The 21848-nt window shown below is 68.7% G+C and carries 22 protein-coding genes, 1 tRNA gene and 1 pseudogene; 12 read left to right on the forward strand and 12 right to left on the reverse strand.

The window, feature by feature from the left end; genetic code table 11:
- Positions 1-46: 46 nt before the first annotated feature.
- Positions 47-811: a 3-hydroxybutyrate dehydrogenase gene (locus AAD027_RS07070; RefSeq protein ID WP_341725302.1), complete on the reverse strand. Its 765-nt coding sequence runs from the start codon at positions 809-811 to the stop codon at positions 47-49.
- Positions 812-947: 136 nt separating this feature from the next.
- On the opposite strand from AAD027_RS07070, the gene AAD027_RS07075 reads away from it, so the two are divergent.
- From AAD027_RS07075 to AAD027_RS07105, 7 genes are all read left to right on the forward strand, one after another.
- Complete coding sequence (locus AAD027_RS07075; protein WP_425605407.1) at positions 948-2786, forward strand: 3-hydroxybutyrate oligomer hydrolase family protein; 1839 nt, start codon at positions 948-950, stop codon at positions 2784-2786.
- 213 nt (positions 2787-2999) lie between these two features.
- Complete coding sequence (gene pssA, locus AAD027_RS07080) at positions 3000-3614, forward strand: CDP-diacylglycerol--serine O-phosphatidyltransferase (protein WP_341725304.1); 615 nt, start codon at positions 3000-3002, stop codon at positions 3612-3614.
- 73 nt (positions 3615-3687) lie between these two features.
- Entirely contained in the window at positions 3688-5115 is a 1428-nt protein-coding gene (phaE, locus tag AAD027_RS07085) for a class III poly(R)-hydroxyalkanoic acid synthase subunit PhaE (RefSeq protein ID WP_341725305.1), read from the forward strand.
- Positions 5112-6182 carry a class III poly(R)-hydroxyalkanoic acid synthase subunit PhaC gene (locus AAD027_RS07090; RefSeq protein ID WP_341725306.1) on the forward strand — a complete coding sequence of 357 codons (1071 nt, stop codon included), beginning with the start codon at positions 5112-5114 and terminating at the stop codon, positions 6180-6182. Before phaE ends, AAD027_RS07090 begins: the two co-directional genes overlap by 4 nt.
- Before the next feature lie 300 nt (positions 6183-6482).
- Positions 6483-6869: a YfeK family protein gene (locus AAD027_RS07095; RefSeq protein WP_341725307.1), complete on the forward strand. Its 387-nt coding sequence runs from the start codon at positions 6483-6485 to the stop codon at positions 6867-6869.
- Between the two features lie 41 nt (positions 6870-6910).
- Positions 6911-7114, forward strand: a complete 204-nt coding sequence (locus AAD027_RS07100) for a PspC domain-containing protein (protein ID WP_341725308.1) — start codon at positions 6911-6913, stop codon at positions 7112-7114.
- Positions 7115-7127: 13 nt separating this feature from the next.
- A complete protein-coding gene (locus tag AAD027_RS07105) occupies positions 7128-7574 on the forward strand; it encodes a hypothetical protein (RefSeq protein ID WP_341725309.1) in 447 nt (148 codons plus the stop codon).
- Between the two features lie 150 nt (positions 7575-7724).
- Here the strand turns inward: AAD027_RS07105 and AAD027_RS07110 are convergent.
- The 3 genes and pseudogenes from AAD027_RS07110 to AAD027_RS07120 form a co-directional block, all read right to left on the reverse strand.
- Positions 7725-7904: pseudogene (locus AAD027_RS07110) on the reverse strand (hypothetical protein); the annotation flags it as partial.
- A gap of 99 nt (positions 7905-8003) precedes the next feature.
- Positions 8004-9218, reverse strand: a complete 1215-nt coding sequence (locus AAD027_RS07115) for an NAD(P)/FAD-dependent oxidoreductase (protein ID WP_341725310.1) — start codon at positions 9216-9218, stop codon at positions 8004-8006.
- Between the two features lie 83 nt (positions 9219-9301).
- Positions 9302-9994: a TetR/AcrR family transcriptional regulator gene (locus AAD027_RS07120; protein WP_341725311.1), complete on the reverse strand. Its 693-nt coding sequence runs from the start codon at positions 9992-9994 to the stop codon at positions 9302-9304.
- Positions 9995-10187: 193 nt separating this feature from the next.
- On the opposite strand from AAD027_RS07120, the gene AAD027_RS07125 reads away from it, so the two are divergent.
- The 4 genes from AAD027_RS07125 (at position 10188) to AAD027_RS07140 (ending at position 13537) form a co-directional block, all read left to right on the forward strand.
- Positions 10188-11447 carry an amidohydrolase family protein gene (locus tag AAD027_RS07125; protein ID WP_341725312.1) on the forward strand — a complete coding sequence of 420 codons (1260 nt, stop codon included), beginning with the start codon at positions 10188-10190 and terminating at the stop codon, positions 11445-11447.
- 178 nt (positions 11448-11625) lie between these two features.
- The gene (locus AAD027_RS07130; protein ID WP_341725313.1) at positions 11626-12861 is read left to right on the forward strand and encodes an HD-GYP domain-containing protein; all 1236 of its coding nucleotides are present in this window, start codon (positions 11626-11628) and stop codon (positions 12859-12861) included.
- Positions 12862-12935: 74 nt separating this feature from the next.
- On the forward strand, positions 12936-13307 hold the full coding sequence (locus AAD027_RS07135) for a YciI family protein (RefSeq protein ID WP_341725314.1): 372 nt from the start codon (positions 12936-12938) through the stop codon (positions 13305-13307).
- 101 nt (positions 13308-13408) lie between these two features.
- The gene (locus AAD027_RS07140; RefSeq protein ID WP_341725315.1) at positions 13409-13537 is read left to right on the forward strand and encodes a hypothetical protein; all 129 of its coding nucleotides are present in this window, start codon (positions 13409-13411) and stop codon (positions 13535-13537) included.
- Between the two features lie 136 nt (positions 13538-13673).
- On the opposite strand, the gene ftrA is transcribed toward AAD027_RS07140, so the two are convergent.
- Positions 13674-14687 carry a transcriptional regulator FtrA gene (gene ftrA / locus AAD027_RS07145; protein WP_341725316.1) on the reverse strand — a complete coding sequence of 338 codons (1014 nt, stop codon included), beginning with the start codon at positions 14685-14687 and terminating at the stop codon, positions 13674-13676.
- Between the two features lie 65 nt (positions 14688-14752).
- On the opposite strand from ftrA, the gene AAD027_RS07150 reads away from it, so the two are divergent.
- On the forward strand, positions 14753-15166 hold the full coding sequence (locus AAD027_RS07150) for a rhodanese-like domain-containing protein (protein ID WP_341725317.1): 414 nt from the start codon (positions 14753-14755) through the stop codon (positions 15164-15166).
- Between the two features lie 224 nt (positions 15167-15390).
- Here the strand turns inward: AAD027_RS07150 and AAD027_RS07155 are convergent.
- The 7 genes from AAD027_RS07155 to AAD027_RS07185 form a co-directional block, all read right to left on the reverse strand.
- A tRNA-Leu gene (locus AAD027_RS07155) sits at positions 15391-15476 on the reverse strand.
- Between the two features lie 72 nt (positions 15477-15548).
- Positions 15549-16136, reverse strand: a complete 588-nt coding sequence (locus tag AAD027_RS07160) for a cysteine dioxygenase family protein (protein ID WP_341725318.1) — start codon at positions 16134-16136, stop codon at positions 15549-15551.
- Positions 16137-16333: 197 nt separating this feature from the next.
- On the reverse strand, positions 16334-17476 hold the full coding sequence (gene metX / locus AAD027_RS07165) for a homoserine O-acetyltransferase MetX (RefSeq protein WP_341725319.1): 1143 nt from the start codon (positions 17474-17476) through the stop codon (positions 16334-16336).
- Between the two features lie 133 nt (positions 17477-17609).
- A complete protein-coding gene (locus AAD027_RS07170; protein ID WP_341725320.1) occupies positions 17610-18617 on the reverse strand; it encodes a tetratricopeptide repeat protein in 1008 nt (335 codons plus the stop codon).
- Positions 18617-19045, reverse strand: coding sequence for a cytochrome c-type biogenesis protein (locus AAD027_RS07175; RefSeq protein WP_341725321.1), 429 nt, complete (start codon positions 19043-19045; stop codon positions 18617-18619). The genes AAD027_RS07170 and AAD027_RS07175 overlap by 1 nt, the downstream gene beginning before the upstream one ends.
- A gap of 140 nt (positions 19046-19185) precedes the next feature.
- A complete protein-coding gene (locus AAD027_RS07180; RefSeq protein WP_341725322.1) occupies positions 19186-19782 on the reverse strand; it encodes a DsbE family thiol:disulfide interchange protein in 597 nt (198 codons plus the stop codon).
- A complete protein-coding gene (locus AAD027_RS07185) occupies positions 19779-21734 on the reverse strand; it encodes a heme lyase CcmF/NrfE family subunit (protein WP_341725323.1) in 1956 nt (651 codons plus the stop codon). Before AAD027_RS07185 ends, AAD027_RS07180 begins: the two co-directional genes overlap by 4 nt.
- Positions 21735-21848: the final 114 nt, after the last annotated feature.

Consider the following 21848-nt stretch of genomic DNA (forward strand, 5'->3'; position numbering starts at 1 on the left):
GGACGCTTCTGCGAATCCCCAATCCCGACTCCCCAATCCCGTCGCCTCACTGCACCGTCCAGCCGCCATCCACCACGATGGTCTGCCCGGTGATGTTGCGGGCGGCGGGCGAGGTGAGGAAGGCGGTGATGCCGGCCAGTTCGTCCAGGCCGATGAAGACGCCCTTCGGCATCGGCTTCAGCATCACCTGGCTGACCACGTCGGCCTCGGAGATGCCGCGCGTGCGCGCCTGGTCGGCGATCTGCTTGTCCACCAGCGGCGTCTTCACGTAGCTGGGGCAGACGGTGTTGATGGTGATGTCGGTGTCGGCGGTCTCCAGCGCGACGACCTTGGAGAAGCCGACCAGGCCGTGCTTGGCCGCCACGTAGGCGCTCTTGTACGGGCTGGCGACCAATGCGTGGATGCTGCCGATGTTGACGATGCGGCCGAAGCCGCGTTCGCGCATGCCGGGCAGCACGGCGCGGGTCAGGCGTGCCACGCCCACCAGCATCACCTGCACCAGGAAGTCCCACTTGTCGATGGGGAAGTCCTCCAGCGGCGCGACGTGCTGCAGGCCGGCATTGTTGACCAGCACGTCCACCGGACGGGAGATGGCCGCCAGCGCCGCATCCACGCTGTCCTGAGAGGTGACGTCCAGCGCCACGGCCTCGGCCGAACCGCCTTCGGTACGGATCCGGGCGGCCACCGCTTTGGCGGCGTCCAGGTTCAGGTCGCTGACGATGACGTGCCGGCCGGCTTCGGCCAGTTGCGCGGCGATGCCGGCGCCGATGCCGCTGGCCGCGCCGGTGATGAGGAGGGTATGGGTCTGCATGGGGGAAACTCCTGCGATTCTCCGGCTCAGGGTAGCAGGACCCCGCGACGGCTTCGTGGTACCAAAGTACGATGACGGGGCTTCCCGCACGGGGTAGCTTCGTGGCATCGACCGGAACCCTGGACTGCCTCCTGGCATGAACGCGACGACACGACTTCCCTGTGCCTTGCTGCTGGCGTCGGCACTGGTTGCCTGCGGCACGACCTCCGCTCCCCGTCCCACGGCATCGGCCCCGATGATCGAACCCCAGCGCGTCACCGAACATCGCGGAACCGACGACCTGCTGACCGCGGGGCTGGGGCTGGAGGGATTGCGCGCGATGGCGCCGCCGGCGTTCGCCGACGCGGCCAACCCCACTTCCGCCGAACTGCGCCGCCGCGCCATCTGGAACAACTGGCGCGGCATCGCCGATCTTTCCCCCACCGGCGCCTACGGGCAGGCCTACGGCAGCGTCGCCGGCGTGCCGGGGCGCGAATACTCCGCACTGGCGAAGGTGCCCGGCGCGACGCAGCCCCACCGCGTGCTGGTGCAGGTGCCGGACGCCTTCGACGCCGCCAGGCGCTGCGTGGTGGTCGCCGCGTCCTCCGGTTCGCGCGGCGTCTATGGCGCCATCGCCGTGGCCGGCCCCTGGGCGCTGCCGAAGGGCTGCGCGGTGGCCTACACCGACAAGGGCGCGGGCACCGATTACTTCGACCTGGACACGCAGCAGGCCGCGCGCGAGGACGGCACGCTGGCCACGCTGGACGATGGCGGACTGGCCTTCGCGCCGGATGCGCCCGTCGGCGCCAGCGGGGTGGCGGTCAAGCACGCCCATTCCAGGGACAACCCGGAGGCCGACTGGGGCCGGCACGTGAAGCAGGCGGCGGAGTTCGCGCTGTCGGCGCTGGACCAGGCGTTTCCGCAGGCGGCGCCGTTCCGCTTCGACAACACGCGCATCATCGCGGTGGGCATCTCCAACGGCGGCGGCGCGGTGCTGCGCGCCAGCGAGGAGGAGGGCGGCTGGCTGGATGCGGTGGTCGCGGGCGAACCCAACATCCTCGCCGTGGATGCGCCGGGCGCGCGTTCGCTGTACGACTACACCACCGAAGCCGCCCTGCTGATGCCCTGCGCGCTGCTGCACCTGCCGGCGGAGTCGCTGCCGCAGCCGCCGCTGCGCGCGCAGGTGGAACCGCTGTGGGCCGCGCGCTGCGCGACCCTGAAAGCGGCAGGGCTGGTGGAGGGCGACACGACCCCGGCACAGGCCGAATCCGCCTACCGACAGCTGCGCGACAACGGCTGGACCGACGCCGCACTGACCGCCGGCGCCCTGAGCGTCGGTTTCGACCTGTGGCGCGCGGTGGCGGTGACCTATGCCTCGGCCTATGGCCGCTACGGCGTGGGCGAGCATCCCTGCGGCTTCGCCTTCTCCGCGCAGAACGCCGACTTCAGTGCGCGCGCGGCCAGCGACGCCGAGCGCGCCGCCTGGTGGGCCGACGGCAGCGGTATTCCGCCCGGCGCGGGCGTGGGCATCGTGGACACGAAGCTGGCGCCGCCGGACTTCACCCTGCCGGGCCTGCAATGCCTGCGTGCGCTGAACGACGGCGACAACGAGGACGCGCGCCGGGTGCAAACCGGTATTGCGGAGACCGCCGCCGGTTTCCCGCGCACGCGGCGCCCGGTGGTGGTGATCCATGGGCTGGACGACGGGCTGGTGCCGCCGGCGTTCTCCAGCGCGCCGTATGTCGAACAGGCGCGCATCGCCAACCCCGACCTGCGCTACTGGCAGGTGCGCAACGCGCAGCATTTCGATGGCTTCCTGGCGCTGCCGGCCTACGGCGCGCGCTACGTGCCATTGCTGCCGTACGTCTATGCGGCGCTGGACCAGGTGGACGCCGTGCTGGACGGCACTCGCGTGCTGCCGGCCAATGCCTTGATCGATGCGCGCCCGCGTGGTGCCGGCAATGTGGAGGCCAGCCAATTGGCGATACCGCGCTAGCCCGCAGGCTTTATGCAGGAGCGGCTTCAGCCGCGACGGCGTTTGGCGGCATGCGATGACGAACGCGCCGCAGCGCGCGAGGACGGCGACCATCGCCTTCCGTTCCTGGTCCGCGGTCGCGGCTGAAGCCGCTCCTACAGGTACGGAGACGGGGACGCGACGGCTTCACCTGGATGGGCTTACCCTGTAGGGCCATCGGATCCCGCGACCGCCATGTCCCGACATTTCTCCATGCTCCGCGATTTCCAGCTGGCCGACTGGTTCACGCTGGGCAATGCGTTCTGCGGTACCGGCGCCATCTTCGCGGCCATGCGCTTCCTGCAGGAGGGCGGCGTGCGCGACCTGATGATCGGCATGGCGCTGATCCCGCTGGCCTTCATCTTCGACGCGCTGGACGGCCGGGTGGCGCGCTGGCGCAACCAGTCCTCGGTGCTGGGACGGGAACTGGATTCGCTGGCCGACGTGATCTCCTTCGGCGTCGCCCCGGCGGCGCTGGCCTATGCCTGCGGCATGCAGGGCGGCTGGGACTGGCTGGTGCTGTCGTATTTCGTCGCCTGCGGGGTCAGCCGGCTGGCGCGCTACAACGTCACCGCCGAGTCGCTTTCGGGCGATGGCGACAAGGTGAAGTATTTCGAAGGCACGCCGATCCCCACCAGCCTGGTGCTGGTCATCGTGCTGGCCATCGCCGTCAATGGCGGGCATATCGGCGCCGGTCTCTGGCTTGGCGCGGTGAAGATCGGGCCGTGGCTGCTGCACCCGCTGGTGCTGATGTTCGCCGTGTCCGGCACGCTGATGGTCAGCAAGACCCTGCGCGTTCCCAAGCCCTGACCATCGCCGGAACAGTGCGGTGTCATGCACGGCGCTCCCGGCACGGCTAGAATCGGTCGGGAAGGGAGGGCACATGGCGAACTTTGCACCACAGTGGCCGGGCGACTTCGAGTCGGTGGCCAGGCAATACTGGAGTCTCTGGGGCGACGCCCTGCGGCAGGCGGGCGGTGCCGCACCCACGCCGACGCCCGGCTGGCAGCAGGCGGTGGACTGGTGGTCGCAGCTGATGCCCGGGGGCACCGGCCAGGTGCAGGACGTGCTGGGCCGCTTCCAGCGGCAGGCCGGCGACTGGTTCGGGCAGATGCAGCAGGTGGCCGCGCAGTTCGCCGGCCGCGACCACGGCCCCGCCGACATCACCCGGGCCTGGCGCGAGGCGCTGGGCATGGCGGACCCGCAGCCCGCGCACAACCCCTTCGCCGACATCTTCCGCGCCATGCAGGGCAGCGGCGCGCACGGCCTGGACGGCTGGATGGAACAGGCGCGCCCCTACATCGACGCGATGCAGCGCGAGAACGCGCGCTGGATGCACCTGCCCACGTTCGGCCTGTCGCGCGAGCAGCAAGAGCGCTGGCAGCAACTGGCGCAGGCGCAGCAGGACTACCAGCACCAGGTCGGCGAATACGACCGCCTGATGCTGAAGGTGGCGCAGCAGGCCTTCGAGCTGTTCGAACAGAAGCTGGCCGCGCACAGCGCGCCGGGCCAGCAGTTGGACAGCGCCCGCGCGCTGTTCGACCTGTGGGTCGACGCGGCGGAAGAGGCGTATGCCGAGATCGCGTTGTCGGCCGATTTCCGCAAGGTGTACGGCGCGCTGGCCAACGCGCAGATGCGCCTGCGGCTGTCCGTGCAGCGCGAAGTGGAGCAGGTCTGCGCGCTGTTCGGCATGCCGACGCGCACCGAGGTCGATTCGGCCCACCGCAAGATCGTCGAACTGGAGCGCGCCCTGCGCAAGGCCAGGCAATCGTCGGCGCCGCGCACGGCCGCGCCACGCCAGCCGCCGGTGCCTGAGGCCGCCGCGCCCACGGCAGAAACCGTGGAAGAGCCGGCCGTGACCGCCACGCCGCGCCGCGCTGCCCAGCGCCCGCAGGCCGCGGCGAAGAAAACCGTGGCGCGCAAGACATCGCGCAGCGCCCGCAGGAAACGCACCGTGAAGGCGAAGCCCGCACCCGCTCGTGCCTCGCGCGCGGCGGCCGCGCCGGTGGCCCGCCAGGCGAAGAAAGCGGCATCCGCTTCCACGAGAACGCCGGCGGCAAAGAAGACGGCCGCGAAGAAAGCGCCGCCCGTGAAAGCCAAGTCCGCCAAAACGGGCCCGGCGAAGCCGAAGAAGGCAGCGGTCCGCAAGCCCGCGCCAAAGACGAGCAAGCCGGCTACACAGGCCGCGGTACGGCCCTCCGCGGCGGTGGTGTCGATGAAGGACTGGGTGGCGCGCAATGCCGCACGCGCCGCGATGCCTTCCGAGCCCCCCAAGCAGAAGAAGAAAGCCAGGCGAGGTAGCCGCAAGTGAACGGACCGCTGAACTTCACCCCGGACGCGCTGGCGCTGGAAGCCACCGCGATGGCGCAGAAGCTGTCCGCCGGCCTGCGCACGCTGCCGGACGTGGAGGAGGTGCACTACGGCGCCACCCACAAGCAGGAGGTCTGGCGCGACGGCAAGACCGTGCTGTACCGCTTCATCGGCGACAAGGCGCCCACCGCCAGAATCCCGCTGCTGATCGTCTACGCACTGGTCAACCGGCCGTACATGGTGGACCTGCAGCACGACCGCTCGCTGGTGAAGGGCCTGCTGGCGCAGGGCGAGGACGTCTACATCGTCGACTGGGGCTACCCGGACCGCTCCGACCGATTCCTGGAACTGGACGACTACATCAACCGCTTCATCGACGGCGCGGTGGACCACCTGCGCGAAAGCAGCGGGCGCGATGCAGTCAACCTGCTGGGCATCTGCCAGGGCGGTGCGTTTACGCTGTGCCATGCCGCGCTGCACCCTGAAAAGGTCAAGAACCTGATCACCATGGTCACGCCGGTGGACTTCCACACGCCGGACAACATGCTGTCGCACTGGACGCGCGAACTGGACGTGGACCTGTTCGTCGACGCGCTGGGCAACGTGCCGGCCAACATGATGAACGCCTGCTACCTGATGCTGAAGCCGTTCCGGCTGAACCTGCAGAAGTACATGGGGCTGGTGGACATCCTGGACGACAAGCGCGCCATCGAGGATTTCCTGCGCATGGAGAAGTGGATCTTCGATTCGCCCGACCTGGCCGGCGAGGCCTTCCGCCAGTTCATCAAGCAGTTCTACCAGGGCAACGGCTTCATCAACGGCGGCATCTGCATCGGCGGCGAAAGCGTCGACCTGGGGTTCGTCGACATGCCGGTGCTGAACATCTACGCCGAACAGGACCACCTGGTGCCGCCGGACGCCTCGCGCGCGCTGAAGGACCTGGCCGGCACCAAGGACTACACCGAGCTGAGCTTCAAGGGCGGCCACATCGGCATCTACGTCTCCAGCCGCGCCCAGCGCGAAGTGCCCACCGCCATCCACCACTGGCTGGCGCAGCGCGCGGGCTGAGTTGCAGGTCGATGTAGCACCATGGCCCGTGAGGGATTTCCCTCTCCCCGCTTGCGGGGAGAGGGTGCCGAAGGCGGGTGAGGGGCCGGCCGAAGCCGGTTCCGGTCGATTGTTCTGACCGTTCCGAAGGCGCTCTCCCGCGGGTCTTCTCACTCGATGCATCTTGTTGTTTGCTCGCAGCAGGTCGGCTCCGTCGCCCCTCATCCGGCCTGCGGCCACCTTCTCCCCGTACGCGGGGAGAAGGGTTCAGCAAGTGGCGGATAATCTGCGGCGGATTGAGATCAAGTTGATGGCGCGTCCATGAAGAAGCTGAGTTTCCGCTTTGTTGTCGCTTTTATGCTGCTATTGGCGCCGACCGTGACATTCGCCGCGCCATCCCCGCAGGCGAAGCAGGAAATCCAGCAGTTGATGGATAGCCTGTCGGACTCGCAGTGCGAGTTCCAGCGCAACGGCACGTGGCATGGCCGCGCGGAAGCGCGCAGACACCTGCAGCGCAAGTACGACTATCTGCTGAAGAAGGACCTGGTGGACACCGCCGAACAGTTCATCGAGCGCGCCGCCAGCGCGAGCAGCCTGAGCGGCAGGGCCTACCAGGTGCGCTGCCCCGGCCAGCCGGTGCAGCCGGCCGGCGACTGGTTCAGGCGCAGGCTCGATGCGTTGCGTGGTTCAGGAACGCCGGCGCGATGACGCGCTAGACTGGCGTCGGACAACCATGGGGAGTTGAACGCATGAACACCGCTTCCAAGCCCTTGGCCCGGTCGCTGAACGACCGGATGATCGCCGGCGTGATCGGCGGCATCGCCCATCGCTTCGGCTGGAGCTCCACGCTGTTGCGGGTGATCTACGTGATCGTCTCCATCGCGTCGGCGGCGTTCCCCGGGATCCTGGTCTACCTGATCCTCTGGCTGCTGATACCCAACGAACAGGACTGAGGCCCCACGCCCCATGCACCCCGCGGGGCTCGCCATCGCGCGCGCGCTGGGCGTGGCGTGGGCCCTGCCCAACTCGCTGATCGGCCTGTTGGCCGGCGTGGCGGGCCTGCCGTTCGGCGCCAGGGCCATATGGAACCGCCGCGACTTCGCGCTGGTGTTCCATGCCTGGCCGTGGGGACCGGGCGGCGCCATCACCTTCGGCAACACCATCCTGCATACCGGCCATTCGCTGGATGCCGAATGCATCACCTACGAGCATCGTGCCGGCCGCTGCCGGCATCCGCCCATCCGCCTGGGCGACCACGAACGCGCGCATGTCTACCAGTACATGGTGCTGGGGCCGCTGTTCCTGCCGGTGTATCTGCTGTGCGGCGGCGTCAGCGTGCGCAATCCGTTCGAACGCGCCGCCGATCGCTACGCGATGACGGGGAAGGGATGGTGGCCGGGCGGAGCAGCGTAGGAGCGACGTCAGTCGCGACCCCGCTTCGAAGGTCTGTCGGCGCGCGCAGACAGAATGTGCCGCAGCCAAGCTGGATAGCGAACAGCTCGGCTTGCACAGCGACCACTGTGGGCGTGCGGTCGCGACTGACGTCGCTCCTACAGGGGATCACTTCGATTTCTTGCGGCCGGAGCCGGACTGCTTGCCGCCGCCGTCCTGCTTGTTGATGGTGGCCCAGGCGATGCGTTCGGCCTCCTCGCGCGAGCGGCCGCGCTCCATCTCGCTTTCCTCGATATGTTCGGCCTGCCGTTTCTGCTTTTCAGTGTAGGCGGATTTGTCGCCGCGTGGCATGGCATGCCTCCTGTCCGGGATGACGCGTGCAGCCTAGGAACCGGCGCGTGAGTTCTCGATGACGGTGGCGTCAACGCGATGCGAAGCGATGCCTTCCGTTCAGCGTTCCAGCCGCTGGAACGAGAACAGCGGCCACAGCGCGTGCCGCCTGCGTTCGATCAGCGCGCGCAGCAGGCCCGCGCCCAGCATGCTGTAGGTGATGCCGTTGCCGCCATAGGCCATGGCGAAGTGCACGCGCGGGCCCCATTGCGCATGCGGGCCGAAGAACGGCAGGCCGTCCTCGGTTTCCGCGAACGTGCCGGCCCACGAGAACGCGGGCGTCAGCTCGAGATCGGGGAAAAGCCCATGCAGCCGCTTCAGCAGGATGGCGGCTTTCTTCTCCACGCGCGCATCGCGCCGCGCGGGGATGTCGACGGCATCGTCCTCGCCGCCCAGCAGCAGCCTCCGATCCGCCGTGCTGCGCACGTACAGGTAGGGGCGTGCGGATTCCCACAGCAGCGTGTCCTCCAGGAAGCCCATCGCGTCGGACGCCACCGGATCGGTGATGAAGGCATAGCTGCTGCGGTTGCGCGCCACGCGCGGTTTCAGCCAGTGCTGGCTGGCGTAACCGGCCGCCATCACCAGGTGGCCCGCGCGCACGGTCCGGCCGTCCGTGGTGCGCAGGATGACGCCACGCGAATGGGTTTCGATCGTCTCGATGCGGGTACGATCGAACACGCCGGCGCCATCGCGCTGCAGGCGTTGCAGCAGCCGGTGCGCCAGCCGGTACGGGTCTACGCGCGCCGCCTGTTGGCTGAGCAGCGCCCCCGGCGCGTCCAGGCCATAGTCGCGGCTCAGCTCATCGCGCTCCAGGTATTCCACCTGCAGGCCATGGCGCGCGCGCAGTTCGCCTTCCTCCTTCAGCGCGCGCACGTGCCGGCGGCGGCTGGCGTAGTACAGGCTGCGGTTGCGGGCGAACTCCACGTCGCGCCATGGAGCGGCCACCTCGCGCAGCTTGTCGATGGCATCGGCGCAGGCGAGATAGGCCAGCGCGGCGTCGGCTTCGCCGTATTTCTTGGCCAGGTCGCACATGTGCGTGTCGATCTCGTACTGCAGCAGCGCGGTGCTGGCGGCGGTGCTGCCCCAGCCGATGTCGCGCTGTTCCAGCACCACCACGTCATGGCCGTGCTTGCCCAGTTCGTCGGCGATCAATGCGCCGGTGATGCCGCCGCCGAGCACGGCCACGTCGCAGCGACGGTCCTCCTGCAACTGCGGGAACGCCTGCATCAGGCCGTTCTTCACCGCCCAGTACGGATAGCCGCTTTTCAGGTCCATGCCTGCCGCCTCGTCCAGGGAAGTGCCGGCATCATGCTGGCATGGCGCAAGTCAGGCGCGGGTGAAGCCCGCGCCCGGGTGGGTCAGCGGGGCAGGGCGCCCTGCAGGAAAAGTTCCACCGACGACAGCGCCTGCGCCTCCAGCATGTCCGCATCGGGCATGTGGGTGCTGCCCGCGGCCAGCCGCACGATCTGGTCGCCGAACAGGCTCATGTAGAACTGCGCCGCCGCCGCCCTGGGCGATGCCAGCCGCAAGCGGCCGGCCGCCACCTGCTGCTCGAAGTATTCCGCCAGCGTGCTGCGGATCGAGGCCACCGCGTGGTCGAAGAACCAGTCGCGCAGTGCGGGGAAGGATTGCCCCTCGCCGATCACGATGCGGTAGATCACCTGCGATTCCGGCTGCGCCATCGCCTGCGCCATGCGGATGGCCACCCGGCGCAGCGCCTGTTCGGGCGGCAGCTCGGACAGGTTGAGGTCGCGCAGCAGGTGGATGTGCATGTCCATGCGCCGTTCCAGGATGGCGCAGGCCAGCCCTTCCTTGTCCCCGAAGATGCGGTACAGCGTGGCCAGCGAGCCGCCGGCGCGGGCGACGATCTCGCTCAGGCGCGCGTGCTGGTAGCCCTTCTCGGCGAACACCTCGGTGGCCGCGTCCAGGAACTTCTCCGCGCGCATCTCGCCGCGCTTGCACAGCTCCACGTGCGGTCGCGGGCGCAGGGGAGTGACCGTTCTGGCGGTGTCTGTGAAAACGTTTTCCACTAGATCGGACGGGATACTCACGGCATTCACCTGCTTGCGCGTCGATGGACCACTGTTCCGCAGCCTAGCAAAAGCCGGCGCGACTGTGGCAAGCGCATGACGGATCGTTGACGCAAGGCGCGCCGGAGGGACGCGGGGCCGCTTCCACGCCGCGCGCGGAGCGGGCCGGGTAGACTCCGGGGTTTCGTGCGAAGAGGGTGGCAGGGTGAGGCATTTGCTCGCAATCGTGTTGTCGGCCTGCGGTCTGGCCGGTCCGGCCGCGGCCGAAAGCTGGGTGGTCGAAGGCGCCCACGTGCTGGTTTCGCCCGAGGCGGTGCCGCTGGCCGACGGCCTGGTGGTGGTGCGCGATGGCCGCATCGTGGCGGTGGGCACGCGCGAGGAGGTCGAGGTCCCACGCGATGCCAGGCGCATCGACGGCCGGGGTCGCACGCTGGCGGCCGGTTTCTGGAACAGCCACGTGCACTTCCTCACGTCCGACCTGGTCAAGGCCGGCACGGCACCGGCGGCCGAGGTGGAGGCCGGATTGGGCGCATTGCTGACGCGCTGGGGGTTCACCAGCGTGTTCGACATCGCCGGCCCGCCGGGCAATGCGCTGGCCCTGCGCAGGCGCATCGAGGCCGGCGAAGTGCGCGGACCGCGCGTGCTGACCGTCGACGCGCCGTTCTATCCGAAAGACGGCACGCCCATCTACGTGTGGGACCTGATGCCGCCGGACCACGACGCGCGCAGCGACGAAGTGGCCACGCCCGAGGAGGCGCGTGCGCGCGCCCAGGCGCAGCTGGCGCGGGGGGCCGACGGCAGCAAGTTGTTCGTTGGCGCCATCGTCGGCGGCGAGGTCGGTGTGCTGCCGATGGATGCCGGCATCGCGGGCGCCGTCGCCGGCGCCACGCACGCGCACGGCAAGCCGGTGTTCGCGCATCCCAGCACCACGCAGGGCGTGGAGATCGCATGGCAGGCCGGCGTGGACATCCTGGGCCACTCCACGCCGGGCGACGGCCCCTGGTCCGGCGAGCTGGCATCGCGGCTGGTGGCGCGCAACATGGCACTGATCCCCACGCTGAAGCTGTTCGAGGTGGAACTGCGGCGCGAGGACGCTCCGCAGGAGGTGATCGACCGTTTCCTGGCCACCGGCCAGCAACAGCTGCGCGCATTCCGCGAGGCCGGCGGACAGGTGCTGTTCGGCACCGACGTAGGGTTCATCCACGACGCCGACACCACCCGCGAATACGAACTGATGGCCGGCGCCGGCATGGACTGGCGCGCGATCCTGGCGGCCCTGACCACCGCGCCGGCGCAACGCTTCGGCTTCCAGGACCGCAGCGGCCGCATCGCGCCGGGCATGGACGCCGACCTGGTGTTGCTGGCGCGGGACCCGGCGGATGACGTGCGCGCCTTCGCCGAAGTGGTGTGGGTGATGCGCGGGGGCGAGGTGCTGTATTCGGCCGGGGAGACCGTGCCCGCCGGTTCCCTGTAGGGGCGGAAACGGAGAAACATCGGGCACCGATGGATACCGGCGGAACCCGTTGCCTTGCCCCAGTCCGGGAGCCGGCGGGAAGCGTGGGACGCGCCCGGGACCGGGCCTGTCGGGGCAACCCCGCTTGTCGCCACCCGGTGCGGGGAGAATACTGGCGCCCAGCCCACCGGAGCCCTTCATGCTGAGGACCATCGACGTCGCCGCGCTGCGTCCGGGCATGTACGTGCACAAGCTGCTGGGGCCCTGGCTGGAGCACCCGTTCTGGCGCACCGCGTTCCTGGTCGATGCCGATCGCATCAGGGAGCTGCGGGACAGCGGGGTGGAGCAGGTGGTCATCGACGTATCGCGCGGCGACGACATCGACGATGACGATGGCGGCGACGCACCCGCCGGCGATGCGGGGGAATACGCCCCGGCCGCCGACGCCCCCCTGGACGGCGACCCCGGCCGTCGTCGGGCACCCCCCATCGCCACCGGTGTCAGTCTGGTGTCCGAACTGGCGCGCGCCAAGCGCATCTGCGAGGAAGGCCGCGACGCGGTGGAGGCCATGTTCCGCGAAGTGCGGCTGGGCCACGGCATGGATCCCGCCCGCGCGCTGCCGCTGCTGGACGAAATCACCGGCTCTGTCGATCGCCACCCCAACGCGCTGGTCAGCGTGGCGCGGCTGAAGGACGCCGACAGCTACACCTACCTGCACTCGGTCGCGGTCAGCGCGCTGATGACGATGCTGGCCCGCCAGCTTGGACTGCCCGACGAGCAGGTGCGCGACGCCGCCATGGGCGGCCTGCTGCACGACATGGGCAAGGCCATGCTGCCGGTGGAGGTATTGAACAAGCCCGGCAAGCTGACCGACGAGGAATTCGCCATCGTCCGCGGCCATCCCGTGCACGGCGAACGCCTGCTGCGCGAGGGCGGCGTCACCCAGCCGGCGGTGCTGCACATCGCCCGCCATCACCACGAGAAGATGGACGGGCAGGGCTACCCGCAGCGGCTGCCCAGTGCCGAACTGCCGCTGCTCACCCGCATGAGCGCCATCTGCGACGTGTACGACGCCATCAGCTCCAACCGCCCGTACAAGGCCGGCTGGGACCCGGCCGAATCGCTGCGCCGCATGGCCAGTTGGAAAGGCCACTTCGACGAGGCGCTGCTGAAGGCCTTCGTCCGCGCGCTGGGCATCTACCCGGTGGGCGCGCTGGTCCGCCTGTCCAGCGACAAGCTGGCGGTGGTGGTGGAACAGACCCCCGGCAACCTGCTGGCGCCGCGCGTGCGCGCCTTCCACTCGGCCCGCTCGCACACCCAGATCCTGGTGACCGACATCGACCTGGCGGCCAGTGGCGACCGCGAACGCGTGGTCAGCGTGGAATCGCCCGCGCAATGGGGCTTCCGCGAACTGGAGAAACTCTGGCTGCCCTGAGCCGCCAGCGCGTTGTCGATTTCCATTACCGCCGTTCGTCGCATGGTCGATCACCATGCCCAAGGAGGCAGACCATGCGGTTCCTTTCGATGATCCGGCTGGACGAGAACACCGGCCAGCAACCCAGCGAGCAACTGATGGCCGACATGGGCCGGTTGATCGAGGAGATGTCGGCCAATGGCACGCTGGTGGACACCGCCGGCCTGCTGCCCACCGCCCAGGGCGCACGCGTGCGCCTGCGCCACGGCGCGCTGTCGGTGACCGACGGCCCGTTCACCGAGTCCAAGGAAGTGATCGGCGGCTACGCCGTCTTCAACGCCGGTTCGCTGGACGAGGCCATCGCCCTGGCCAAGCGCTTCCTGGAAGTGCACGGCGACGCGTGGGACATCGAATGCGAAGTGCGGCAGATCGAGGATGAACTGTCCTGTTCCACGCCGGCGGCGTGATCGGACAGCGAATCCACCGCCAGCCGCAAAGCCGGTGGGCAGGTCGGCGCGGAAGACCGTAGGGCGGAACCCGCGCAGCGGATTCCGCCGGATGCGATGGAGTGCGCCAGCGACATGCGGCGGAATCGCCTTCGGTGGTTCCGCCCTGCGTGCTGCTGCTGGTCACCGGCCCGTACATGTTCGCGCTGCCGTATGCCAACAAGTGGCGTAGCAGCGGACGCGGCGGATAGGGTGGGGTGAACGAAGCGGACCCCGACACCGCAGCAGGCCGGTTATCCGGGTGTTGGGGTTCGCGGGCCCACCCCAACCTATCGTGTTGGTGAAAAAAGGGCCTTGGGCAACAGGACTTGAGCGAAGCGATACCCATCAATCGCGCTCGCCCTGGCCGCCAAAACGCCTGCGGTACGCCATCGGGCTGGTGCCGAGCTTGCGGCGGAAGTGGTGGCGCATCGTGGTGGCGGTGCCTAGGCCGGTTTGCTCGGCGATCGAATCGATGGAATGCGCCGAGCTCTCGAGCAGTTCGCGGGCGCGATCGATCCGAAGGGCGATCAGCCAATCAGCCGGTGTCGTGCCCGTGGCGTCCTTGAAGCGGCGGATGAAGGTGCGCTCGCTCATCGCGGCCATGCCCGCCAGTTCGGCGATCGAATAGGCCTTGTCCATCCGGCGGCGCATCGCGTCCATGAGCGGCGACAAGGCGTCGCGCTCGCGCTTCTGGATGGGCCGTTCGACGAACTGCGCCTGGCCGCCGTCGCGATGCGGTGGAATCACCAGCCGTCGCGCCACCTGGTTGGCGACATCCGGGCCGTGATCGCGACGGACCAGGTGCAGGCACAGGTCCAGTCCTGCCGCACTGCCGGCCGAGGTGAGGAGCTGGCCTTCGTCGATATAAAGAACATCCGGATCGATGAGGATCGAGGGATAGCGCTGCCGCAGTGCATCGGCGTAGCGCCAATGCGTGGTGGCACGCTTGCCATCCAGCAGGCCGGTGGCCGCCAGCACAAAGGCACCCGAGCAGATCGACAGCAGGCGCGCACCGCGGGCATGCGCATCGCGCAGCGCTTCGAGGATGCGGGCAGGTACAGGCGCATCGATGCCAGACCAGCCCGGAATGATCACGGTACCTGCGCTTGCCAGCCGGTCCAGGCCGTCGTCGGCGGTGATCTGCATGCCGTACTGGCCGCGCACGGGACGTCGATGCGGAGCGCATGTCTCGAAGCGGTACCAATCCGGTCCCAGCTCCGGTCGCGGCAGGCCGAAAACTTCGGCTGCGCACGCGAATTCGAACGCGCACAGGCCGTCGTACACCAAGGCCGCGACCAGCGGGTTGGGCTTCGCGGGAGGCTTTCTGCGCTTTGGCATTATTTGATCGAACAATGGCAATAAAGCCAATTGTCCGTCGGCGGGCGGGTCCAGACAATGGCCGTACCCTCACGCGGAGAGCCGCCATGCCGAACGCCGTCACCCGGATTCCTGCCGCGCCCTCGAAGCTGGCGCTCGAGCACTTCGAGTCGCAGTTTGCTTACGAAACCGATTGCTGGGATACGCACGATGCGCTGAGCTGCGGCGATCCCGGCTTCATCCTGGTCGATGTACGCGGCCCCGATGCTTTCGCTGCGGGACACGTCCCCGGTGCGATCAACATCCCGCACCGAAAGATCATCGGCTCCCGCATGAGCACCTATCCAGTGGACACGTTGTTCGTGACCTACTGCGCGGGCCCGCATTGCAACGGCGCAGCTCGCGCGGCCGTACGGCTGGCGCAGCTTGGGTTTCCGGTGAAGCTGATGGCAGGTGGAATCACCGGCTGGCTCGACGAAGGGTTTGCGCTGGAAGCGTCGCAAAAGGCGGCCGCGGCGTGACGCCTCCGATCGCCTCCGATACCCGGTGCGGCATTTTTCACGTACAGCGTTGAGCTTGCCGGAATCCTTCGCCATTGCCTCTCCCGGGTTGGGTGGGTGCCCATGCTCCCAGGCAGGGCCGGATTCAATCGGGTGTGATCGGACGGCATGGAACAAAAAAGCCCCGCATGCGCGGGGCTTTTTCTTGATTCCTGGATTTCGTCGGACTTCCTGGAATCGCTGCTTGGTGCCGAAGGTGGGACTCGAACCCACACGCTTTTAAGGGCGGCGGATTTTGAGTCCGCTGCGTCTACCATTCCGCCACTTCGGCGCGGAGGCGGAGTATAGCCGACCGGGGCCGGCCACCGACAGGGGCAGGGGCGCGGCCCCGCCCGGACAGGCCTCAGAGCACCTTGTCGGTGCCCAGCAGGCGCTCGCCGCGGCGCTGCCAGCCCTCGGTGCCGGCCTCGTCCTCCGGCGTGAACACGCCACAGCGCACCATCGTGCGCTGGTACACGTGCAGGCTGACCGCGATGGACTTGTCGCTGGGGTTGCGGATGGTGTGGTACTCGTGCGGCGGGATCAGGCTGCCGGCCGAGCCGGTGCCGGCCTCAATGGTGCCGGCCGGCACGAAGCGGTACCGCTGCTCGTCGTGCTCGGCCAGTTCGTACTGGGTGATCTCCAGCCGCCCGCGCCACACGCCTTCCACGCACCACATGCCGGAATGGTCGTGGATCTTGGTGCCCTGGCCCGGTCCCCACGTCATCGCGATGACGCTGTAGCCGTGCTCCGGGCTGGTGTACAGCTCGCGGCGGGCATAGTGGTCGGAAATGGGCTCCATGACGCAGGCGGGCAGGGAAACCTCTTCGTCGCAGATCAGTTCGCACAGCGACTTGCGCAGCGCGTCGGTGACGGCGCGGTCGTCGCCCAGGACAACAGCGGCGTCCAGCGAGGCGACCAGCTTGTCTGAACCGGGGAAATCGAGGGACATGGGGCAGGCCCGGTGGAAGTGTGGGGCCATTTTAGCCGCTGCGGGCATGGAGGGTTTGTGCGGTGCGTGTTTCCCCTCTCTCGCTGGTGGGGAGAGGGTGCCGAAGGCGGGTGAAGGGCGGTCTTCGTTCGCCCCTCATCCGCCCTCCGGGCACCTTCTCCCCGCCTGCGGGGAGAAGGGGAAGGCAGGGAAAAGCGTTAGAGGGTGGCGAGGAAGTTGGCCACCGCCGGCCCGAATCGCTCGAAATCCACCAGGAAGGCGTCATGGCCCTGCGGCGATTCCAGCGGCAGGAATTCGGCCTGCGCGCCGCCGGCCGCCAGCCCTTCGGCGATCTGCTGCTGCTGCTGCAACGGGAACAGGATGTCGGTGCTGGCACCGATGGCGAGCGCGCGCTGCACGCGGATCTTCGCCAGCCCGGCCATCACGTCGCCGTCGGCCTGCTTTCCATCGGCCTGCTTCCCGTCCGCGTACTCGGCCAGGTCGAACCAGTCCATCGATCGGCTGAGGTACAGGTAGCAGTTGGGGTCGAAGCGGCGCACGAAGCGGCGGGCGTGGCCTTCCAGGTAGCTTTCCACCTGGAACTCCAGGCCGAACGGGTCTTCGTCGGGGCGGTCGGATTCCAGCCGCACGCGGCCGAAGCGGCCATCCCATTCCAGCGCCGAGCGGTAGGTGATCACGCCCAGCTTGCGCGCCATGCGCATGCCGGATTCCGGGTAGCTCTCGTCGTCGTAGTTCCCGCCGTTCCAGTTGGGGTCCAGCCGGATCGCCTCGCGTTGCAGCGAACGGATGGCGATGGAGAACGGCAAGGCCTGCGCGCTGCCGGAGATGTTGATGTGCGTGCACGCCGCGCCGGGATGCAGCAGCAGGAACGCCAGCGCGGTCATGCCGCCCATCGAGTTGCCGATGATGCAGGCCAGTTGCTCGATGCCCAGCCCGCGCACCACCTCGAACGCCGCGTTGGCGCCGTCTTCCACCGACAGTTCGGGGAAGTCGAGGCGGTACAGCGCACCGGTGTCCGGATCGACCGAGGCCGGACCGGTGGAACCCTTGCAGCTGCCCAGCGAGTTGACGCAGACGACGTACCAGCGATCGGTGTCGATGGGCTTGCCGGGGCCGAGCATCGCTTCCCACCAGCCATCGGCGTCGTTGCCTTCGTTGCGCGCGGCATGCGCATCGGGCGACAGGCCGGTGACGATCAGCACCGCGTTGTCGCGCGCGGCGTTCAACGCGCCCCAGGTTTCGTACGCCACGCGCGCGCCGTGCAGTTCGCCGCCGCGCTTCATGGGGAACGGCGAGGGCAGGGGATGGAAGCGCGTGCCGGGGGGGATGAATTCGGTCATCGGGCCAGTGTAGGCAAACCGACCCGGCGGCGCCATTTCAGACGGTCATCCTGTAGGAGCGCCCTCGGGCGCGATGCTTTTCAGCGGGCATCTCAACAAAAGCATCGCGCCCGAGGGCGCTCCTACAGGGGACTCAGGGCACCACGCGGTCGATGGTCAGCGCGTACCGGTTGCCGGCCTTCACTTCGGCGGCGACCGGCGTGGCTTCCAGGTCGCCGGCCTGCGCGGTCACGTCGCCGGCCTTCGAGACGCGCGCGACCAGTTGCACCTGCGGCAGTTGCGAGAGCTTCATCGTCGGCATCGGGCTGTCGCCGTCGCCCAGCGCGATCGTCATCGGGAAGGCGCCGGCCGGCACGCGCCTGGCGGCCACCGGCATCGGCGGACCGCCCACCTGGCGTGCGAACACGAACAGCGTGTCGCCGGGGGCCAGTTTCGCTTTCAACTCGGGTGCGATGTCCACGGTGACGGTGAGCAGCGCGGCATCGGCGTCGGTCGGGGCGGTATCCGCCAGCGGCGGCAGGCCGGCTTCTGCGCGCGCTTCGTTGATCTGCGTGCGCAGGGTGGTGGCGGTGCTGGCGTCCACCTGCGCCAGCAATGGCTCCCAGGTCTTCGCGGCCTCGGCCGGCTGGCCGTTCTGGCGCTGCGCCACGCCGGTGAACCAGCGGCCGCGCTGGTGCGCGGGATTGATCTCCAGGGCCTGTTCCAGCAGCTTCACCGCGGCGTCATCCAGTTTCTTTTCCGGATGGTTGAACAGGTGCGCCTGCGCGGTTTCCACCAGCAGGTCGGCATCGCCGGGCAACAACTGCACGGCACGGTCGAAGGCCTTCTGCGCGTCGGCATGGCGTTCCAGCGCGGCGTAGGACTTGCCCAGCAGGCGCCAGCCTTCGGGTTCGTCGGGATTCTTCTCCAGCTCCGCTTCCAGTTGCGCCACCGCGTCGTCCAGCGTGGCGGGCATGGCGGCGGTGGCATCGGGCTGCAATGCGGCCGGCGTGCCGACCACGCGGTACAGCGCGAACGTGGCGATGCCCAGCGCGGCCACGCCGCCCAGCACCAGTCCGCGCGCGTCGCGCCACAGCGGCCACAGCACCGCCAGCAGCACGGCCAGGGTCAACACCACGGCGAGGAATGCGAACGTGGCCATCACCACTCCTGGTCGTCGTCGGCGGGAGGCGCGGGCTGTCGCGCACGGCGGGCGACGATGCGCCACACCACGATGCCGCCGGCCAGCAGCAACAGCACCGGGCCGAACCACAGCGCGTAGGTGCCCGGCGCCACCTCCGGCCTGTACAGCACGAATTCGCCGTAGCGGTCCACCAGGAACTGCTTCACTTCCGCATCGTTCTTGCCCTGCCGCATCAGGTCCAGCACTTCGCGGCGCAGGTCGTGGGCGATCTGCGCGTTGGAATCGGCCAGCGACTGGTTCTGGCACATCACGCAGCGCAGTTCGGCGGTGAGCTTGTGGAAGCGGGCTTCCTCGGCGGTGTCGGCGAACTGCAGCGGGGTCGGATCGCTGGCCTGCGCGAAGGCGGCCTCACAGGCCAGCCAGGCCAGGAGCAGCAGCCAGGCCATGCGGTGCAGCCTTGCCGATGACCGAGAAGGATGGCCGAGCATCCCTGTAGGAGGGGCTTCAGCCCCGATGCCTTTGTCCTGCTGCCCCGGTCGGAGCTGAAGCCCCGTCCACAGATATATCCGGTGATGGAATCGAGCGTTCATCGTCCGGCTTCGATCTTTTCCAGCGCCGGGATCAGCTGGTTGGCGATGATGGCGTCGTCGATGGCGCCGACGTGCTTCCAGCGGACGATGCCGTCGCCGTCGACCAGGAAGGTTTCCGGCGCGCCGTAGATGCCCCAGTCGATCGCGGTGCGGCCTTCGATGTCGGCGATGACCAGCAGGTACGGATTGCCGAACTGCTCCAGCCAGCGCAACGCGTCGTCGCGTTCGTCCTTGAGGTTGTAGCCGATGAAGCGCACGCGCTTGGTCAGCGCGAACTTGGTCAGCACCGGATGTTCCACGCGGCATTCCGGGCACCAGCTGCCCCACACGTTCATCACATAGGGCTGGCCGGCGAGGTCGGCGTTGGTGACGCGCTTGTCGGGGTTGTGCAGCAGCGGCAGGTCGAACGCGGGCGCCGGCTTGCCGATCAGCGGCGACGGCAGCGCCTCGCGGTCGGCGCGGTCGGACTGCCTGACGCCGTAGTACAACAACCCCATCAGGCCGACGAAGAACAGGCCGATGATGATCACGGCGAAGGCCAGCGCGCCACGCGAGCGCGGCGGGGAGGGCGGGAGTTCGGAAGCGTGGTTCATGCGGTCTGCGCCTCGGGTTTGCGACGGTCTTCGACCGCCGAACGGCGGAAACGTCGGTCCGCCGCGGTGACGAATCCGCCCAGCGCCATCAGCGCGGCGCCCAGCCAGATCCAGCGTACGAAGGGTTTGATGTGCACGCGCAGCGCCCACGCGCCATCGCCCAGCGGTTCGCCCAGTGCCACGTACACGTCGCCGAGCACGCCCGGGTGGATGCCGGCCTCGGTCATCACCTGGCCGCCGCTGGCGTAGGCGCGCTTCTCCGGGTGCAGCAGCGCGATGGGCCGGTCGTTGCGCAGCACCTGCACATGGCCGCGGTCGGACAGGTAGTTGGGCCCTTGGGTTTCGTCCACGCCCTGGAAATGGAAGCCGTAGCGGCCCACTTCCACCGTCTGGCCCGGTTTCACCGCCAGTTCGCGCTGCACGTTCAACGCTTCCACCAGCAGCGCGCCGACCAGGAACACCGCGATGCCGGTGTGCGCCAAGGTCATGCCCAGCATTTCCGGCGTGAAGCGGCCATTGGCGCGCAGTCGCGACCAGACGAAGCGCAGCGTGCCGAACGCCACCCACGCGGCGCCGAGGATGCCGGCGGCCGCTTTCAGTTTGCCCTGCGGCGCGACGAAATACGCGATCACCGCCAGCAGCACGGCCAGGCCGGCCCATGGCAACAGCATCGCCAGCGGCTTCGCGGCGTTCTCGCGCTGCCATTTCGTGAGCGGCCCGAACGGCACCAGCGCCACCAGCGGTGCCATCAGCACGATGAACAACAGGCTGAAATACGGCGGGCCCACCGAGATCTTGCCCAGGTCCAGCGCGTCGGCCAGCAGCGGATACAGCGTGCCCAGCAGTACCATGCCGCAGGCGGAGGTGAGCAGCACGTTGTTGGCGAGCAGCAGGGTTTCGCGCGAACTGGCGGCGAAATACGACTTCTCCCCATCGCCATCGGCCAGTTGCGGTGCGCGCAGCACGTACAGCAGCAGCGAGCTGCCGATCACGATGCCCAGGAAGATCAGCACGAACAGGCCGCGGGTGGGATCGGCGGCGAACGCATGCACGCTGGTCAGCACGCCGGAGCGCACCAGGAACGTACCCAGCAGCGACAGCGAGAATGCGGTGATCGCCAGCAGCAGCGTCCAGCCGCGGAAGCTGCCGCGCTTCTCGGTGACCGCCTGCGAGTGGATCAGCGCCGCGCCGACCAGCCACGGCATGAAGCTGGCGTTCTCCACCGGGTCCCAGAACCACCAGCCGCCCCAGCCCAGTTCGTAGTACGCCCACCAACTGCCCAGCGCGATGCCCACGGTCAGGAAGCCCCAGGCGATGTTGGTCCACGGCCGCGTCCAGCGCAGCCAGCGCGCGTCCACGCGGCCGTCCAGCAGCGCGGCGATGGCGAACGCGAACGGCACCACGAAGCCCACGTAGCCCACGTACAGCAGGGGCGGGTGGATGATCATGCCCGGGTCCTGCAACAACGGGTTGAGGTCGCGGCCTTCGCCGGGCGAGGGCAGCAGGCGGACGAACGGGTTGGACGTGAAGATCAGGAACGCCAGGAACCCGATCGCCACCACGCCCATCACGCCCAGCACGCGCGCGACGACGGTCTCCGGCAAGGCGCGCGAGAACAGCGCCACGGCGGCGGTCCACACGGCCAGCACCAGCGCCCACAGCAGCAGCGAGCCTTCGTGCGACCCCCACACCGCGGTGTAGCGGTACACCATGGGCAGCAGCGAGTTGGAATTGTCGGCCACGTACTTGACCGAGAAATCCTGCGTGACGAAGGCGGCGGTCAGCACGGCGAACGCGACGGCGAGCAGCGCCAGTTGCGCATACGCGGCAGGGCGCGCCACCGCCATCCACGCCGCCTTGCCGCGCTGTGCACCGGCCAATGGCAGCAGCGCCTGCAGCACGGCGACCAGCAGGGCCAGGATCAGCGCGATTTGTCCGAGTTCAGGCAACATGGATCAGGCGCCGTGAAAGAGGGAGGTCGTCATCCCGGCGAAAGCCGGGACCCAGTGACTTTGCTGGGGTGCCGAAGAAAGTTGGAAGGGCTTAACAGCGTTGATCAGCCATTC

Source organism: Pseudoxanthomonas putridarboris (genome assembly GCF_038321125.1).
Taxonomy (GTDB): domain Bacteria; phylum Pseudomonadota; class Gammaproteobacteria; order Xanthomonadales; family Xanthomonadaceae; genus Pseudoxanthomonas_A; species Pseudoxanthomonas_A putridarboris.